At 49.0% G+C, this 17,333-nt stretch carries 15 protein-coding genes; 10 read left to right on the plus strand and 5 right to left on the minus strand.

The genetic code is table 11. The features are described from left to right. Positions 1–14: 14 nt before the first annotated feature. The gene (locus tag JNJ77_15970; GenBank protein MBL8824083.1) at positions 15–950 is read left to right on the plus strand and encodes an ABC transporter ATP-binding protein; all 936 of its coding nucleotides are present in this window, start codon (positions 15–17) and stop codon (positions 948–950) included. Beyond that, entirely contained in the window at positions 950–2,071 is a 1,122-nt protein-coding gene (locus JNJ77_15975) for an ABC transporter permease (protein MBL8824084.1), read from the plus strand. Before JNJ77_15970 ends, JNJ77_15975 begins: the two co-directional genes overlap by 1 nt. Before the next feature lie 56 nt (positions 2,072–2,127). Here the strand turns inward: JNJ77_15975 and JNJ77_15980 are convergent, their stop codons facing one another. After that, complete coding sequence (locus JNJ77_15980) at positions 2,128–3,576, minus strand: choice-of-anchor B family protein (protein MBL8824085.1); 1,449 nt, start codon at positions 3,574–3,576, stop codon at positions 2,128–2,130. A gap of 275 nt (positions 3,577–3,851) precedes the next feature. Here JNJ77_15980 and JNJ77_15985 point away from each other — a divergent pair, with 275 nt between their 5' ends. From JNJ77_15985 to JNJ77_15995, 3 genes are read left to right on the plus strand one after another with little or no spacing between them, the layout of a single operon-like run. Then, positions 3,852–4,040, plus strand: a complete 189-nt coding sequence (locus tag JNJ77_15985; protein ID MBL8824086.1) for an Rdx family protein — start codon at positions 3,852–3,854, stop codon at positions 4,038–4,040. A gap of 56 nt (positions 4,041–4,096) precedes the next feature. Then, positions 4,097–5,035 carry an ABC transporter permease subunit gene (locus JNJ77_15990; GenBank protein MBL8824087.1) on the plus strand — a complete coding sequence of 313 codons (939 nt, stop codon included), beginning with the start codon at positions 4,097–4,099 and terminating at the stop codon, positions 5,033–5,035. 7 nt (positions 5,036–5,042) lie between these two features. Then, positions 5,043–5,780, plus strand: coding sequence for a cytidylate kinase-like family protein (locus tag JNJ77_15995; GenBank protein ID MBL8824088.1), 738 nt, complete (start codon positions 5,043–5,045; stop codon positions 5,778–5,780). Here JNJ77_15995 and JNJ77_16000 read toward each other — a convergent pair. Both JNJ77_16000 and JNJ77_16005 read right to left on the minus strand, forming a co-directional pair. Then, a complete protein-coding gene (locus JNJ77_16000) occupies positions 5,770–6,165 on the minus strand; it encodes a hypothetical protein (protein ID MBL8824089.1) in 396 nt (131 codons plus the stop codon). The two genes, JNJ77_15995 and JNJ77_16000, sit on opposite strands and share 11 nt — an antisense overlap. Positions 6,166–6,226: 61 nt before the next feature. Continuing rightward, positions 6,227–7,789: a helix-turn-helix domain-containing protein gene (locus JNJ77_16005; GenBank protein ID MBL8824090.1), complete on the minus strand. Its 1,563-nt coding sequence runs from the start codon at positions 7,787–7,789 to the stop codon at positions 6,227–6,229. A 555-nt stretch (positions 7,790–8,344) separates the two neighbouring features. On the opposite strand from JNJ77_16005, the gene JNJ77_16010 reads away from it, so the two are divergent. The 5 genes from JNJ77_16010 (at position 8,345) to JNJ77_16030 (ending at position 16,232) form a co-directional block, all read left to right on the plus strand. Beyond that, on the plus strand, positions 8,345–9,406 hold the full coding sequence (locus JNJ77_16010; GenBank protein ID MBL8824091.1) for a hypothetical protein: 1,062 nt from the start codon (positions 8,345–8,347) through the stop codon (positions 9,404–9,406). A 4-nt stretch (positions 9,407–9,410) separates the two neighbouring features. Further along, positions 9,411–10,511 carry a hypothetical protein gene (locus JNJ77_16015; GenBank protein ID MBL8824092.1) on the plus strand — a complete coding sequence of 367 codons (1,101 nt, stop codon included), beginning with the start codon at positions 9,411–9,413 and terminating at the stop codon, positions 10,509–10,511. Then, positions 10,508–11,443, plus strand: coding sequence for a DUF1559 domain-containing protein (locus JNJ77_16020; protein ID MBL8824093.1), 936 nt, complete (start codon positions 10,508–10,510; stop codon positions 11,441–11,443). The genes JNJ77_16015 and JNJ77_16020 overlap by 4 nt, the downstream gene beginning before the upstream one ends. A gap of 444 nt (positions 11,444–11,887) precedes the next feature. After that, on the plus strand, positions 11,888–15,226 hold the full coding sequence (locus JNJ77_16025; GenBank protein ID MBL8824094.1) for a hypothetical protein: 3,339 nt from the start codon (positions 11,888–11,890) through the stop codon (positions 15,224–15,226). Between the two features lie 46 nt (positions 15,227–15,272). Further along, positions 15,273–16,232, plus strand: a complete 960-nt coding sequence (locus tag JNJ77_16030; GenBank protein MBL8824095.1) for an ankyrin repeat domain-containing protein — start codon at positions 15,273–15,275, stop codon at positions 16,230–16,232. Between the two features lie 131 nt (positions 16,233–16,363). On the opposite strand, the gene JNJ77_16035 is transcribed toward JNJ77_16030, so the two are convergent. Next, complete coding sequence (locus tag JNJ77_16035; GenBank protein ID MBL8824096.1) at positions 16,364–17,107, minus strand: hypothetical protein; 744 nt, start codon at positions 17,105–17,107, stop codon at positions 16,364–16,366. Between the two features lie 111 nt (positions 17,108–17,218). Then, on the minus strand, positions 17,219–17,333 hold a 115-nt coding region (locus JNJ77_16040; GenBank protein MBL8824097.1), incomplete at its 5' end, for an IS5/IS1182 family transposase.

Raw genomic sequence — 17,333 nt, forward strand, 5'->3', positions numbered from 1 at the left:
TCTTTCTTTGACTCTTGACCACGTTACATTTTGTTGGGTTTTACCAGTTTGTGAACTATGATCAGAATATCTGGATTCAGGAACATCGCCCGGTGCCTCCCAGCATTGATATTCAAAACCTTGTCATTCGCTACGGCAAGTTTGTTGCTGTAGATCAACTCAGTTTCCAGGTCAACACCGGCGAAATCTTTGGCCTGCTGGGGCCTAACGGTGCAGGCAAAACCACTACCTTTTTATGTCTGACCCGCCAAGTACCTATCCATTCAGGTTCCATTCAGCTTCTCGGGCTCAATCTCCAGACGCAGTTCGATGCTATTAAGCCTCGTTTCGGCTATGTGCCCGATACCGATAACCACTTCGATGAATTCACTGCCTTCCAGAATCTCAAGTTATTTGCCGACCTGTATCAGGTAAATCATGACCGGATAGATCATTGTCTTGAGCTGGTAGAGTTGATTCGAGCCAAGTATCTTCCCGTGCGCACCTTTTCCAAAGGCATGAAAAAGAAGCTTCTCATTGCCAGAGAATTACTGCACGAACCTGAACTTCTACTGCTCGATGAGCCTACTGCTAACCTCGATGTACACTCCACCGAATTGATCCGCAAACTGATACTTGATCTGGCAAAACGAGGCACCACCATCCTCATTACCACCCACAACATGGGGGAGGTTGAACAGATTTGTGATCGCGTCGCCATCATCAATCATGGGCGACTGATCAACCTTGATACTCCCACTGCATTCAAGGTAAGACATACCGAACGCATCGTGGATGTGGTGCTCGAGCGAGGCAACACCCATGAACGTCTGGCCGTCAAACTGGATGATGAAGAAGCCCGGCAGGATCTTGCACGTATTCTGAACTCGGAAGTGCCAGTAACGCTGCACACTCGCGAATTCAACTTCTATCAGGCTTTTCTCAAGCTGACAGGAGAAGAATACAACTAATGCGATGGGCCATCGTTAGAACATTGTTAGCGAAAGAAGTTCTGCGGTTCCGCTATAACTGGGGCCTGCTGCTGATGGTTGGTGCCGTACTGGCATTGTCCGCCCTGGTTTCGCTCGGCGATCGCATGGGGGAAATCCCGGGGCAATCAGGGCGGATCATCAAGATTGCCATCATTGCTTACGATCAGACCAATCCTGTTGAAACCCGCTGGGCGGAAGCACTGTTGAATCAGCGACCTCAGTGGTTTACCGAGAAGAACCGCATTCCGTTTTTCAAGTACCACGATAGTGCGTGGCGATTTCAGCGAGGGCTTGTTTACCCCGATGATTACCTCATGATCAATCTTTTTGCCAATCGTGAACCGAGCAACGCGCCCTGGAAGGTAACGTATGATTACCAGGCACCTTCGCGACATGAAGCCATGTATTATCGGCTGTGGGTGAACCAGGTGACAGAGAATATTCGGGGACGCAAGCTGGTGCAGGAAGTGCTTCCCCGATTCAATGCAGAAGAACAGTCTGCTACCGAAGATCGCCTGCCGAAGATTGTCACGGCACTGGTGATCTTTGCTTTCTATCTGCTGTCGTTCAATCTCTACATCACTTCAACCGCGGAAGAACGGGAAAAGAAATCCCTGCTGGCCTTGATGCTAACCCCAGCCAGACCACTGGAAATTATCGGCGCTAAAGTGATCTTTTACTCGCTTGGCAGTCTGCTGGTTGCCGCGGGTGTCCTAGCATTGTTTGATCCATCCCTGCTTACCTTGCCTTTGCTCTGGACGACCATTTTCTCGGGTTCCGTGAGTTATATCAGCATCGGAACCGTCGTTCTCTGCCTGGTGAAACGCCAATCGACTATCAATACCGTCTCCATGATGTATCTGCTGGTGACCGCACTCATCATGGCAGTATCAGTATTCCTGATACCGTTCATGATCCTGCGGTTTCTGATGATTGAAAACTATCTCTTCCACCAGTTGGAAATGATCATCGGACGCAAGCCGAACACGGTGGCTTACATCTACCAGCCTATCATGCTGGGCTTAACGGCAGGCTGGTTCTGCCTGGCTGTGTTCATTTTCTCGCGTCTGGGAATGTCGATTGCCACCGGTAGAAAATAATCTTCTTCTCCTCCCCTGGCGGGAGAGGAGTAGGGGTTTCTTGGCATTTTGAAGTACTAAGCAGGTTCTTCTACAGACTGTTCCAGTACTTTCTTCGCTGCCTTGCGGCGATAACGATAGAATCCCAGGCCAGCCAGTGCACCGGTGGCGATCAGGGCATACGTGCCAGGCTCAGGTACAGCAGCCAGGTCAAGTTCCAGAACAAACAATCCATTCTGTCTGTCACCTGCGATGATAATTCCATTATCAAAGAATGGATAATTACCCCAAAGGCCATTGAAACTCTTCTCGGCATCGTCGGCGGGATAAGTATCGAACCATGCAATCTCTTCAATTTCCGGACCACCTGGTGCTCCCAGGTCGCCCATACGAAGAACTCGCAGTCCCATCACGTAATTTGAGGCAAAGATAAGATCACCTTTGATAAACAGATTATGATCAATCACTTTGCTATTGTTTGGAAATGTAAATGAACCCCTGTAGACAGGATTGGTCAGGTTCGAAACATCGTAGATGTGAGACTTAGTGACACTTTGATCGTAGTACTCGTCCAGCTCGTCATTGACAACAAAATACCGATGATCTTCCGTCAACCATCCCTGGTGCGTGTAACGGGCATTGGGATGAGTTGTTTGTCCCAATTGTACGATATTCGATTTATTGCTTACGTTGAGAATCTGCACCATATCATCAGCTACGTTAGCTGATGATCTTGAATTGGCTCCAAAGAGAATTTCCTGACCGGTGAATCGAGTATCAGGACCTTGATAGACAACCGATTGTCCATCATGTACATATCCAGCTGCTGAGTATCCGCCTGCAAACGTTGGAGCCAGGGGATTATTAATGTTGACAACATGCACTCCCCCACTGTGTGTACTTGTTCCGAACACATACGCGTAACCGGTATCTTCGTTGATATGTATGGTATGAGCATTGCTGAATGCCCCTGCATTATTACCTGCGAAGTAACGTGTATTCGCACTGAACGTAATAGGCGTGCCACTGTAATTACGCAGGTTGGTCAGATCAAATACCTGCATGCCATGGTTCCCATTGCCATCGGAAATAACGTAAGCATAATTCTGATAAGTTTTGAGTTCTCTCCATACTGAGGTTCCTGTCGCAGATGGCAATCTACCAACATAGACAGGGTTGGCAGGATTCGTCACATCGACAAAGGATGTACCGTTATTGAGTCCAAATAGTGCGTAGTTCCGGGGACCACCGGGAGCAGTAGCATCAGTCCAACCCCAGATGGCGCTACCCAGGGTATTGGGATCGGCATTCATGACAGAAAGCGGGACGCGCGAATGCATCTTCACACCAAAGCCATTGAAAGGCAGATTGGAACCAAACTCCGGTGGCGCGCTGCCACCTCCACAACCACAATTACAACCGCCATTAGAACCACAGGGGCCACTATTACTTCCACAGCCGCACTGTGAGTAAGCAATAGCAGGCAGACAGAACAGAATCAACACAACCAAAACGATGTTACGCATGATGCACACCTTGCTTAAAGTGAAGCTCAGGTGATGATAAATACATGAAAACACAGATGCAAGTAAATTTTGATAATAACTGAAATCAGTAAAATATTCGCTCCTCAGCGTAATCCATTCCCAAGCTCCCTATGGGATTTCCGTTCTGATTTGGTAAATCAACTTCATGCTGAGAACAAGCACCACACAATAGCAAATTCGCAAATTGGGAGGCTGACATGAACGTTTCGATCACGTTCTGCATGATGTGAAATTACACGCCACAGGCCGTCAGTTTGGCGACCTCTTTACTAAATACCTACCGACAGAACATTCAACAACTGAAGTTGATACCCTCGGGAGGTGGAGTTTTTGAAGTTGAAGTCAATGGCATTCTGATTCATTCCAAGAAAGCTACTCGATCATTTCCCAATGAAAACGAGTTGTTTTCGGAGTTGAAGAAACAAGGATTCCAAGCTGCATAATCATCTTGATGAGCAACATCTAACCACTTCTGCAGTCGAATTTCTACGTTAACCTCATGTGGCATGCTTGGTGGTATCTGGTTAAACTCTCCTTCTGGCGACAAGGGCGATCTCTCCAGACGCTCACCGCATTTCTGCTGATATTTCTACTAGCGGGAATCATCGTTGTCGTTGCAACAGTCAACGCCAGTTTCGGCAGACCCGGCTGGAACGTTTCCAACTTTACCCGTGATCTGATCGTTGGCCGGGACAATATCCCCGGAGTTTATCTGAATCTTCTGTTGCCTTTGATGTGTTTGTGCTTTGGAACGCAGGCGTTGGGTGGTGAATGGGAAGAACGAAGCCTAGTCTGGGTTCTAACTCGACCGATTCCTCGTTCCTTGATCTATTTAGCCAAATTTACCGCTGCCCTGCCCTGGACATTGGCAACCACCCTGGGTGGATTCTGGCTCGCTGGTTTTGCAGCAGGTTCCCGGTCTGTTGATTTAAACTGGAACCAATCCCTGGCTCAAAGGCTAACCGAAATGGGGCCATTCAGCGCACCTTTTCTGTTGCCTGAAATTCTGGAAGCTGGCAACTTGCGTCCAGACGTCACTTGGCCAGGTATCGAAGTTGTATCAGCTCTATGGCCTTGCGTAATGATGGGTAGTATTGCCTACCTGGCGCTTTTTATGCTCTTTGGTGCCGTGTTTCGTCGCTCCACCGTGATGGGAATGACGTATGCTTTCCTGTTGGAAGGATTAGTTGGATCAATGCCGGGTTTGTTAAAAAGAGGAAGCTTGTCTTTCTATACCCGCTGTATGTCGTATGATTGGGCGGGAAGTACCAGTTGGGCAACAGCCAATGGAATGCTGGGGATCGATCCAACTCGAAACAGTCTGGTGCTACCCGTACCCGGTGTGGTAGCACTAAGTGTGCTGATATTGATCACGATACTGCTATTGGCCCTCGGAGCCTGGCGGTTCTCCCGAAAAGAATTCCACGATTTGACTTGAGCTTGCCATGTCTACCTCGATACACAACTTGAATGAACGGTCAGGAACTCATTCCATTCCCCGTCACGGTGATGCCGGGGATCGCTCGCTGGTGCAGGTGTTCCATCCACCAGCAATTACCATTGCCATCAGCCGGGAAACCGGTGCACGTGGTGCCAGTATTGGCAAACGGGTCAGCAAGAAACTGGGATGGTCCTACTACGATCAGGAACTGCTACATTACCTCGCCCAAGGCAGTCGACTGGAAGATGAAATATTCACCCAATTGACTCCTGAAGCACGCGAATGGGTCGGTGAGAATTTCGCGATGCTGCAGCAGGAAAACCGGCTGATCAAGGACGCCAAAGAACAGGACATGGCTCAGGTCATCCTGGCTATTGCAGCTAAAGGTAAAGCAGTGATTGTGGGACGCGGTGCTGGTGCATTACTTCCTGCACAGTGTGTCATGCATGTACGCATCCTGGCACCTCTGGAAGACCGTGTCACCTGGATCAGGCAGATTCATCGTCTCACACGTGATCAGGCACTGGATTTTATACAACGGCAGGATAAGCAGCGGGCGGGCATGCTGGATGCTCATTTCCGCAAGTCAGCGCGAGATAACGTGATTTACGATATGATGTTGAATTCTTCCCGTTTGGGTGAGTTAGGGTGTGCCTCAGTGATTGCAGAAGCTGCCCGACTGAAGCAGAACCTCGGAGCCTTTTCAGGTTCTGCCATGCCAATTCAGGAGTCTACTCTTTAGTTTTCTGCTTGCGTAGAAACAACGCACCCGACCAGACCAGATAAAGTAGCGCTACGAGAAAAACACAGGCGTATTCAGAAACCAGTTCATGTCGAACGGGTCTTCCATCATAGACTGCTGGTTCGTTCTTCCAGATGGCAAGCATGAGACTTGCCAGGGGCACCGTCACCGCCAGGGTGAGCAGCGTCCAGAGTAGTGCTGCAAAGTGAAATAACCGACGTCGTTTTATCTGGCTGCGCATGCCTTCAGCCAACGTCAAGTAGCCGAGCCCTAACACGAGTGGGATGAGTGCCTGCCATTCCGGAATGGGTATGACGAACCTGGCCCCAGCCCCCAGTGCAAAAATCAGCAGGCCGGTAATAAAGGTCAGCCAGATCATGGGCATGGAAAGAATGAACCCGCAGGGTTATGTGCTCACACCTGCGGGTATAGTAGTATGTTGCCTATCAGTTGGTTATCTTCTTCACCAGTTCAAACACTGCTCCCGTGACGGCACTCTTGGTCTCGTACCCAGCAATGCTGCGTACCATTTCAAAGAGAAGGAATCCGGTAAAGATCATGATCAACGCGGTTGGCAGGTGCACCAGGCTGACCCAACCCCATTCTGCTGCACGGGCAGGTGCACCAGCATACACTTCTTCATCTGCCACTTCCACAACAGCCTCTTCATCATCGCCTGCCAGTTGCTGACGACGACCTCGTGCCGAGGCGGCACTAGCGGCTGCCATGTCAGTGGTAGCATCATCTTCATCGATAACCACTACTTCACTGCCGGTTTCATCGACGATGGCTGCATCATCATCCAGTGCCAATTCGAAGTCTGAATCTTCCGTAACCATGACTTCTTCGCTAGGAATGCGAGCCGTCGATGAACCACTCGAATCAGGCGAAGAATCCAGTGCAGACATGTTGCCACTGGAGGAATCAGCACTCAGATCAAAGTCGCTGCTGGAATCTTCCGGTACCTGCAGAGACAAATCGAATTCAGATGATGTATCTTTCGGACCACCATCCGGGCGAGGTGTGTAAGGCATCACTGCCAGTTCTTCACTACTGGCTGGTTCCAGGTTGAGTTCAAACGTGCTGGATTCGTCTGGAACAGGTGGCAACTTGGCTCGCATCGAACCACCCTGTGCAGGAGTCTGCACTGCACCACCCAGATCGACAATGTCTCGCTGCTTGGCAGCCAGATCAAGATCGATGTTATCCATCGAGGGAGTCGTAAAATCAAAAATGCTGTCGTTCGGCCCGGGTGCTACGGGATTCAGTTCAAACTCACTGCTGGTATTAATGCCAGGCTTGGATGGTGGTTTGAGTTTGCCGGTGTCGCCTTTAGGTGGCTTGATCTTACCCGAACCGGTAGGCAGTTTGCCTGACCCGCCTGTGGGCAGTTTGCCTGAACCGGCAGGGATAGGTGGAGGAACCAGTTTGCGGGAAGATGGCGGATCACTGATCGGCTTCATATCGAAATCAACCAGGTGCACACCCATATCGGGCAGACGACCGGACGGGCTATCGAGCCGAACTCGGCTGTCGCCGCTAGTTCCACCCAATGGTTCTCGCCCCAGTGGAACCGAGCTTTCATCATCAAAGCTCATTGGAGTGGCCGGCCCCAGTTTATCACTCTTGGCTGGCTTATTGCCAAAAACAAAGGAAGACGATGAGGGAACGCCAGAATCTTCGTCGCCCGCCAGTGCACCGAGGTCTACTTTTCCGGTATCCCCTCCTGCACTGGGCTTGCCTTTGGTATCTTTTTGAATTTCAGCGCGTTCTCCTGCAAATATATCGGAGGGAGCACCCTGAAGATCCGGATCAGAAAGACGGAAATTGGGATTGCTCACTAAACCACGTCGCGTGGCTAATTCATCAACGTCGGAGACTTTAAACCGCCAGGTTCCACGGTCTGCAAAAGCACGGATTTCGCGATGTTGAGCCATCGCATTCAATTCCTGCGTCGTCAGCCCCAGCTTCTTGGCTGCATCTTCCAAACTGTAAAAGTCTTGTGACATGTCAGCCTCCCAGACGGTTCGCCTGGCCCCATGTGGCAATGCACGTTCCTACGAAAATGTACCGGTACATTTCCGCCACCTTCTCGATTCTAACCGGGTTCCCTCTCTTTGCAAGAAAAGCTTCAACGGAGTTCACCACTTAGACGGAAAAATCATCCGAAACAAGGCCGTTCACACCGATTACACCGATCGCAACTACGATTCAGGCCTGAATAGCTCCACAAGACACCTCATGTGACGGAAAGCATAACCTACAATCCAAAAGCATCAGACATACGGGTACTATCGGTGGTGTTTCACACTTGGGTGCTTGTTTCAATGTTGATGCTGTGTTAAGTTCAGGCATTAAAAGGATTTATCAGCCTGTTGAATAAACTGTGGGAGGGTTATCCGGTACTCGGGATGACCATGCTGGATGCGCGAAACTCAATGGTTGAGCATCCAAATGCATGAGTACAAGCGTAACCCTGCAACATCTTTCCTTTTTATTCAACAGACTCTTAATATTGCTGATCACTTATATGCTACGTGCCAGCAGCAATTCAGGAGAATTCTGTGTGCCTCATCATCCTATCGACATTGCTATTACCAAGCGAAATGGATGTCAATTCGTTATTGACCATGCACACTGCAGCATTGCAGTCAATTAGTACATTGCAGTGTGATATGGAAATAGAACAGCATAATAAGGAAAAAATCTACAAGGGAAGTGGCGCTTATGTCAGGTCGGGGACTTCAGCAAAAGCTATCGAAAAGAATCTAGTACCAGGGCGAAAAATTGAAAGTCTTTCTATCAACGGGATAACAAAACGCCTCATGTTCGCTAATGGAAATTACACCGTAGGTATATTCGACTCCAGACTAGAAATACTCACGGAATGTGATGCATGGTTCTATGCCCTCCTCATAGTTAGACGTCCTGGAAAGCTCGAGCCGATTTCACTAAGTGAACTCGTTAGTGAATCGCAAAATGTCACGGTTCGCGAAACTACTAGCGAAGGCATAAAACGGCTTGTTCTCAAAATGTCATATTCTAATCCCAAGGATACTAACGAACGATGGGATATTAATATTGAGTTTAACCCGACGAAGAACTACCTGATCAATAATATAAAATACTATTCGGTCGGTTCTACTTATCCTCATGTCTTACTGCATTATCATATTCCATCTTTTCAAGAAGTGGCTTCGGGAATTTATTTTCCACAAAGGCTAGTTTATGATTGGTCGGTCAAAGAGGAGCGTCATGGGAAAATATTAGTAACTTTCAAGAACTTGCAATGCAATAAGCCTATCAACAATCATGATTTAACAATTAGATATCCAAGAGGAGTCAAGGTGAGAGATTTGATCAGAGGGACTATGTACAATTACGATGAAAATGGTTCCATAATCTCAAAAGAAGTTCCGATAAACCATAATTCCAAGCCGCTGGAGAATACGGATATCAAGGCTAAGCCAAGTGACACTGTGCCTAAAAAAGTAGTCTACGATACCTCTGCCGAGTCGCAGAGTTGGCCATGGATTGTTTATGTGCTTCTAGGTGTTGTTGCGATCTCTATCGGGTATTTTGTATACACCTTCCTGGTGAATCGGCTGTCAAGTTCCAAGGGCTAACGTGATGCGGAACTACTTTTCCAAAAATATACTCCTGATTTTTCTTATCCTGTTTCCAATTATTATATTCGTGCTGAGCCGTTTTCGTGCATACACCGTCGAGAGTACAGCGCCAAAGCTATCTTTAGTCGATGTTGTCAATCTCGGTGAGCGGGATCTTGGCGAGAAGATCGTATCACCTCTGACTATTACGAACAATGGAAACAGCGATCTTGTGCTGGATGATCAAAGGTCCAGTTGTGCCTGCTCTGGTCTTTGCGTCAAGGAAAATAATGTTCTTTCCTTACTGGAAAAGGCGGTAGTGGATGCTGGATCATCGCGAACCTTTTACATTCAAGTGACTGCCACTGGACTCTCAGGCCAACCCCGGCAACATATCCTCGACTTGCGAACGAATGATCCACAGTTTCCCAGGAAGCAGATTCAAGTATCTATTTCCAAGATTCGTGCAGGGCCTTACACTCAGCCCTCTTCACTACTCTTTGGCAAAGTAAACAAGGGTGAAAAAATATCTAAAACGATCGAGGTTCGTCACCCTGATTCCAAAACACTACGCCTTCAGCAAGCTGTGAGTAATGATCGAAGGATAACGGTGAGATTGCTGCCGACTGTCGAAAAGGCAAATAAGGATATCGACCCAAGGAATGATCATCTGTCAGGCTTGATAGAAGTTTCGATAGACACTAGCACAGCTGGTGAGATCAACTCAATAGTTCAATTGCTTTTCACTGAAAAGCCAACTGGCGAACTTAACTTGCCAGTCCATGGAATCATTCAAGAAGAGATCGTAGCTTTCCCAACAGTGATACTGCTCCCTAAAACGACGGAAAGTGGTCTCCAATACAAGGCAACCGTACGACTTTCTGCGAGCGATGGAAGCCTGTTTTTCGTGAGTAAAGTAACTTCACCGAAAATGGTCCAGGTCACCTCTCAAAATGATGAGGTTCCATCTCAAGCACATCAAATGCAAATAACCTTAGGTGAAGATTACAGTAGCGATGAGCCTCAGGAGCACATTCTCCACTTTGATTGCAGGAAAGCAGAAAGTGGTAACGTAATCACCATGAAGGTTAAACTCATCCTGCAACCGAAAGGTCGGCGATGAGAAAAGCCATTACTCTTGTTGAAGTTATCGTTGTCGTGGCGATCATACTGATTCTCATCGCGCTTGCCCTGCCAGCGGTGCAGAAAGTGCGTCGTGCAGCCGATATTCTGAAATGTAAATCCAATATGAAGCAGATGGGGATCGCTTTCCATAATCGACAAGCATCGCATGGGCAATTTTCTTTGCCGGATACTTCTACTTCACCTGCCAACCGGCAGGATTTGCTGGGCTGGTTAGTGCATATGCTCCCCGACATCGAGCAGGATGCTGTTTTTGCGAAGGCGATTCAAGACCTGGAAATATCCCGAGACACCAGTTCTGATCCAAGACACACGGGGCTGGCGAAGGTGATCCCCCTTTATGTATGTCCTACCGATACTCGTCTCTATGCACCACGCGTGTATCCTAACGGACTGGAAGTTGGCTACACCTCTTATCTCGGCGTGTTACAAGTACAGAAACTTGGTCCTTTGCAAGTAATAGCAGGTCCTCAGTTTTTAACTGCGCCGCTCGGTATGAGTAAACAGTCGTTTTCATTAATTAAAGATGGTGTCAGCAATACCGCCATGGTCAGCGAACGCCCACCTCCCGATGGAAATGTTTATGCTGGTAGCTGGTATACTGCATTTTATTATAGCGGTAATCCTTTTCGCTGCGAGGGACCACACTCCAAGATGGATTTGGGACCAGATGCACTCAAGTTTCTTCTTAACCAAAATAGCTGCCCGGAAGATTGCATCGTAAAAACGTATCTTGGCCCAGGAAGGTTGGATAACCCCTGCGATCGATTTCATCTGTGGAGTCTGCATGGGCTCGGCGCCAATTTTCTGTTCGCAGACGGATCCGTACGTTTTCTCAGCTATTCTGCCAATGCCATGATGCCTTCCATCTTTTCCATTGATGGAGGCGAAGCAGTGGAATTGCCCGATTGAGTGTTGTCTTGCTGTAAAATCGCTTGTGGAAAGCTGTTTTCCATCCATTTTTAACCAGTTCACTTGCACCGTATCCAATCATGATGCAAATACTCATGAGGGCATGATGCCCGGTTCATGAGTTGTGCCGACGATGATAACCGCAACTCGTGAGGGGGGCGTCCGAGCTTTCATGGGTGATAGTCAGCCTATCCAACTGGCAGGCTATCACCTCAGATTGCTTCTGCTCTGTTCTCAACACCGCCCTTTCCTCTGCAGACTTCCCTGCCCTTATTGACCCCATCAGACAGGTACCCTACGCTGAACGTAGTATAGATACATGGCATGCAGTGGGTGCCATGGTTTGCGTGTACTCACGCTAACCATGCCAATTCACCGCATGGTTACTATGGGGCTTACTTAGTAACGTAAGTGCAGTTTCCTTTCATCAGCTACAGGTCCTTCATGGCTGCTCCTCAACCTAAATCCAGTCCAGTCAAGTCAGGAACTGTCACGCCACTTCCACCATCCAGTTCAAACCTTGCTCATTCCGAAAGTGATTCCGGCAGCGCACCGCTTACCCCAGAATTACTGACAAGTTATAACCAGTCACATTACCGGCTGTTGCTATGGCTCTGCGTGCTGATGGCTTTTGTGCTCTCTTGCTTTCCCATCAGCGATCCCGATATCTTCTTCAGCTTGCAGACCGGTCGATTGATTGTATCCCCTGAAGCTGGCGAAAATTCTCAGCCAACCAACTTCCCGTGGGGCAAGGATCCCTACGGCTACGCAGAAGGAATCGACGCGCCGTGGTATCACACAGGCTGGCTGGGTGATGTCATCATTTATCTGCTCTACCAGACTGGTGGCGGACCTTTGCTGGTTCTGGTACGGGCACTACTGGTCGCATGGCTGGTCTGGCTGATTATGAACTCCGGCTCCCAATCTGTACCACGATTCTGGACAGTGCTGGCTGTATTCCTGGGCGTCCTGGTACTTTCACAACGTCTCTATTTCCGAACGGAACTTTTCAGCCTGGTCTTGCTGGGTGTTACTCTTGTCGCATTGACCAAACAACCTGGCAACCGACTTGCTGCCTTGCATCGACTGACTGCCAACCGGTGGTACTGGATATTGCCTATCCTGTTTCTTCTATGGGTGAATCTCGATGGATGGTTTTTCCTCGGACTTGCCGTTGTCATCATTTGGTGCATTGGCAGTTGGCTGCAGCAGTCAACCGTCGGAAAAGCTCAATGCAAAGCCTTGACGATAGCAACTCTTCTCAGCTTAGCTGCCTGCTGTGTTTCCCCATTTCATATTCATGCATTCCTGCAGATACCAACCTGGCTTTATCCACCCACTGCAACAGAACTCCACAATCGCTTTGTGGAGCAAAAGGCAAATAATCCCAAACTGCGTATGGCGGAACAGCTAAGGTTGTTCACTTCTCCGTGGGACAATGAGTTCTTTGATCATGTGCGTGCCGATACTCTGAATTCGATAGCTAACGAAGCACCATTACTGCCTGCGTTTTATCCTAAGAGCCTGTCGCTTTCAGAATGGGCCTACTACCCGTTCTTCATTCTGATTCTTGCATCGCTTTTCATGCTGCGTGGCCGGTGGTCGTGGGCCAGTTGCCTGGTTGCCTTGCTGTTCGTGATACTGGGAGCCTGGCAAAGCCGATTGGCAGGCTTTCTCGCTGTCGCAGGCATGACACTGGCAGTGCTCCATTTTCAAGGTGGTGCTTTGCCGACCCCGTGGATGAATCGACTTGCCATACTTGGAAAACAACTATTGTGCCTGGTACTCGGCTTGGCCATTCAGATCATCTGCCTGCTTCATCTGATTCCGACACCCGATGTATCACCCTCCTCTCTGGGTCATATACATCCACGCGGAGCGTTTGGATTGGCATTCCGTTCTGACTCTGCAATACAGCAAGCCTGCGAAAAACTGGAACTCTGGCGACGAACCTATCAGTTAGCTGGCAGGCCGTTTCATTACGACTGGACCGATGTGGTGGGTTATGATATCTGGTACAACCCGGGCAGCAGGCATTTCCTCGATCGTCGCCATGAAGTTCATACCACTGCCACCGTCAGCGATTTTCTTGCTGCCAATGATGCCATAGCCGGTGTGTTGTCAGATCCCTTGAAACCCGATGGCAGCAACCTCAGCAAAGTGTTTTCCCGGCAGGAACTCTGGCAGGGCATCTTCAAGAAATACGACATCAGCTATTTGATCGTCAAGAAACGTGGTTTCCAGAATGAACTGACTCGTGCCTTGCTCAGCGAGCGCGACCGCAACAACCTGCCTGTCTGGAAGCCTTTGCAATTGCAAAACGGGCAACTCTTTGCACTGGCTTGGACAGGCTCGCAGCATTGGACCAAGCTTCAGGCACTGGAGTATGTCCCAGGCAACCAGGTTTTCAGACAGAATACCACAAGCACCAGCAAGGCAGAAACCAAAGCGCCATTCGGTACCTTATCGCATTTTCTGCTGGGTGACGCTTCTCGCAGACCTGCCGCACTCGATGAATCTGCCTGGCATATTTATTACACACAATCTGAAATGAGTGAGCTTATCGGCAATGAACTAGCCAGAATCGAGTCACTATTCAGTATCGTTGGCAATCTTGGACTTCGTATCGCCAACCCAATAAACATGTTGCCTCCAATACAAGTCTGGTTCAGTAACAGACAGCGATCAGCCTCGCCATTATTCCTGAGCTTGCAATCGGCCAGGCAGGCAATGGCTGATTTACCCGCTGATGCCACGCTGTTCCAGCGAGCAGAAGTCTGGACTCAATACCTGCAGGCAATTTCCCTGATGACCCAGTACGAGCAGGAATACACACCGCTGGCTGCGCGATACCGCGAACCGTTGCAGTTGTTTGCACTGCGACAGACAGCACTCGCAACTCTCGAAGCTCGATTGCCCAGTTCCATTCTGACCAATCTGCAACTGGCACGCGCCTACCGCAGCGCCGGTGCTCTCGACGCCGCTCTGGAACATTGCTTGTATTTGCGTACGCTGGTGACCAGACAACGGCCTGACGATGCGGAAGGCCTCTACCGACGGCTAAGTGACGACTGCAAAAAGGAATTTGGTTTTTCCCCACTCGAACTCGAAAAAGAAGTCCAGCAACAACAGACAGGCTGGCAGAAAGCCGTCCATGAATCGGGCTGGGCACCACGCGATGGCAACCTCGAAAAAGACGTACTTAATCGTGCCGGAATGGCCATGCGGCTCGGTTTGCCACAACTCGCTCTACAGGAACTGATCCAGTCGGGAGTGAAGAATGCCGAAGCTGCTGTGCTTGCCTGCCAGATTTATTTCATGCTCGGACAGCATGATGTTGTCCTGGAAGAGTTCCTTAACCGTTCACCTGAAATCGTAAAAGCCCTGGGGCCATCTGAATATCATTACCGGGTATGTCTGGGCGAGTGGTGCCTGGGTCGGCCGGAGAAAGCAGCAGAACATCGTATTGCCCTGGCTAAATTCATGAACGATTCTGCTTTGCAGTCTGGACTTAATGCCGGCATGGTCAGCCTGTATGGCACCAGCACACAAAGCGTAGGCAGTATGTTGGGTGGCTCCATGCTGGCACAGCAGTCTGCATCTGATTCACTAGGCATCGCTGACCAGCAGGTTGCAGCAGGTCTCTTACTTCTCGAAGCTGGCAAGCCACTACTGGCTGCAAAATATTTTGAACAGGCTATCTCTCAAACCGATCCCAATACACCCTGGCGTCCACTGATCGAAAGGTATTACCAGCAGATCACTGGATCCAATCTGAAATAACCTCGTTTTCTCCCCACTCCCCTTGAGGGAGAAGGGTTGGTTTTTTTTGTTAAACGCTCCTCCTCCAGCTGCCGACGATCCTGATCTGGCCAGTCTGTTCGAAGCCATACAAAAGGGTGAGCTTGAAAAGGTGGAAGCGCTGCTCAGGCAGAAGCCTGACCTGGTGCATGGCCGCGAAAAGGATGGCCAATCACCATTACACATTGCCGCGGAATATGATGATGCCAGGATTGGATTGCTCCTGCTGACCATGGGAGCTGATCCGCGGGCACGTTTCGGAGAAACGGGGCATACACCACTTTCGTGGGCAGTTACCTGTCATGCTTTGTCGTTCGCCAAAGCAATGGTTCACGCTGGAATCAAGCCAGATCTGTTCACCGCAGCAGGCATGGGGTCGCTGGAACTGGTGAAGCTCTGCTTCGACGACCAAGGCCAATTGCAACCTGACTCCGTAGTTACCGGCAGCACCAGGTTTGACCAGCAAGGTAACCGACTTCCCTGCCCGCCAATTTCACCAAGTGAACAGGTTGCCGATGCACTCTACATGGCATGCCGCAATGGTCAGTTGGAGATCGTGCGTTTTCTCCTGACGCGCCAGCCCGATCTGGCGTTCCGAGCTTACATGGGTGGAACCTTGTTGCACTGGGCCTACTTTGGCTGCAATACTGATGTGATAAATGAGATGCTGCAGGCAGGATGCGATGCGACTGCACGCGATGACAATTTGAGTTGCATTCCAAAATCATTTGGAATCTGCACGCCTGCCAACTGGGGATTTCTGGAGCTGGTCGAACGTCAATTGAGACGTGACCCCACACTGGCCAACTTCATGGATGGCCAAACGAGTGCATTGCATGAAGCTGCAAGCAAAGGTCACGTTGAGATTGTGAAGTTACTCTTGCGAGCAGGTGTAAATCCCCAACTGTTGAATGGCACCGGCCAAACCGCAACGGACCTGGCAAAAGCAAACGGACACCAAGCCGTTGTCGATCTACTCTCAATATGAACTCACGCGGATCGGGTGCCACGGTTTGCGTGTACGCACGCTAACCGTGCCAATTCACCGCACAGTTACTTTTACGGCATGATTTTAGTTCTGAAGTCACTTTTTACGGTGGTACAAACTCAAGTTGATGATTATTCAACGCTTTCAAGAAGTTCCTGATTCACGCCCCATTTGCTAATAACATCCTTTTTGTCCCAGTATCGATAAATGAACTTGTTCTTATTCAAAAAACGGTGACACAATTGGAAGGTTGTTCCATCATCAATTGTTCCCTCCACGTCTAATCCTCCTGCATTTCCGAAAGTTTCCAGAAGTCGATTGATGCGAATCTTGGTGCCGATTGGAATTTCTTTAATAACAGTCAAGTGATATGGTGGCGAATATTCCGGATGGTTTCGATCAAATGAACACGGGGCCAACATGATGATTTCTGTACGATCCTGCCTATCGGTTATGTCTGCGAGTACCACTCTAGTTTTGGTTCTCCAAATCGTCCCTTGAAACTCCTTGAACTCGTACTTTTCTTCTTGGGTTACATCGAGTGGAGGATCAACAAAGAAACGACCCGGTAATACTAACATTAGCAGGAACAAGGAAACAGGAATGGCTATCGGAGCTACCTGGAAAATAAAAGCTGTTTTCAACCACTTCACACTTAACATCACATATGCAAAAAGAGAGCAGACAAGGTAGATACCGGGATAAATCATCGTAGTGATGTAAAATGCAACCGGAATGAAAACAAGAGGCGCCTTAGGTCCTTTGTGTCCGATCGAGACCGAAAGACCCATTATGCCTGCAGTAAGAAACCCTGGCGTCAGAATGAGAAGGTAAGCGCACAGTACCCTAACTGATTCAATACTTTTGATAGACATTTTTTAGTCCAGCGTTTTTAACTCCTGATATTAACCATTACCTTCTACTGAAGCCAACCTTAAATGATAACGAGCGTGCCAATTCACTAAGAGCATCTAACAAAAAGAACATTAGAGGAAATAGCCGCAGATGACGATGCACCCGAGTAGCATGAACGCTTCGTGGATGTCATCGCGTCGTTCATAGCGAACCCGTAAGCGTCGAAATTGATGTAGCCAACTGATG

This window comes from Planctomycetia bacterium (genome assembly GCA_016795155.1).
GTDB lineage: Bacteria > Planctomycetota > Planctomycetia > Gemmatales > HRBIN36 > JAEUIE01.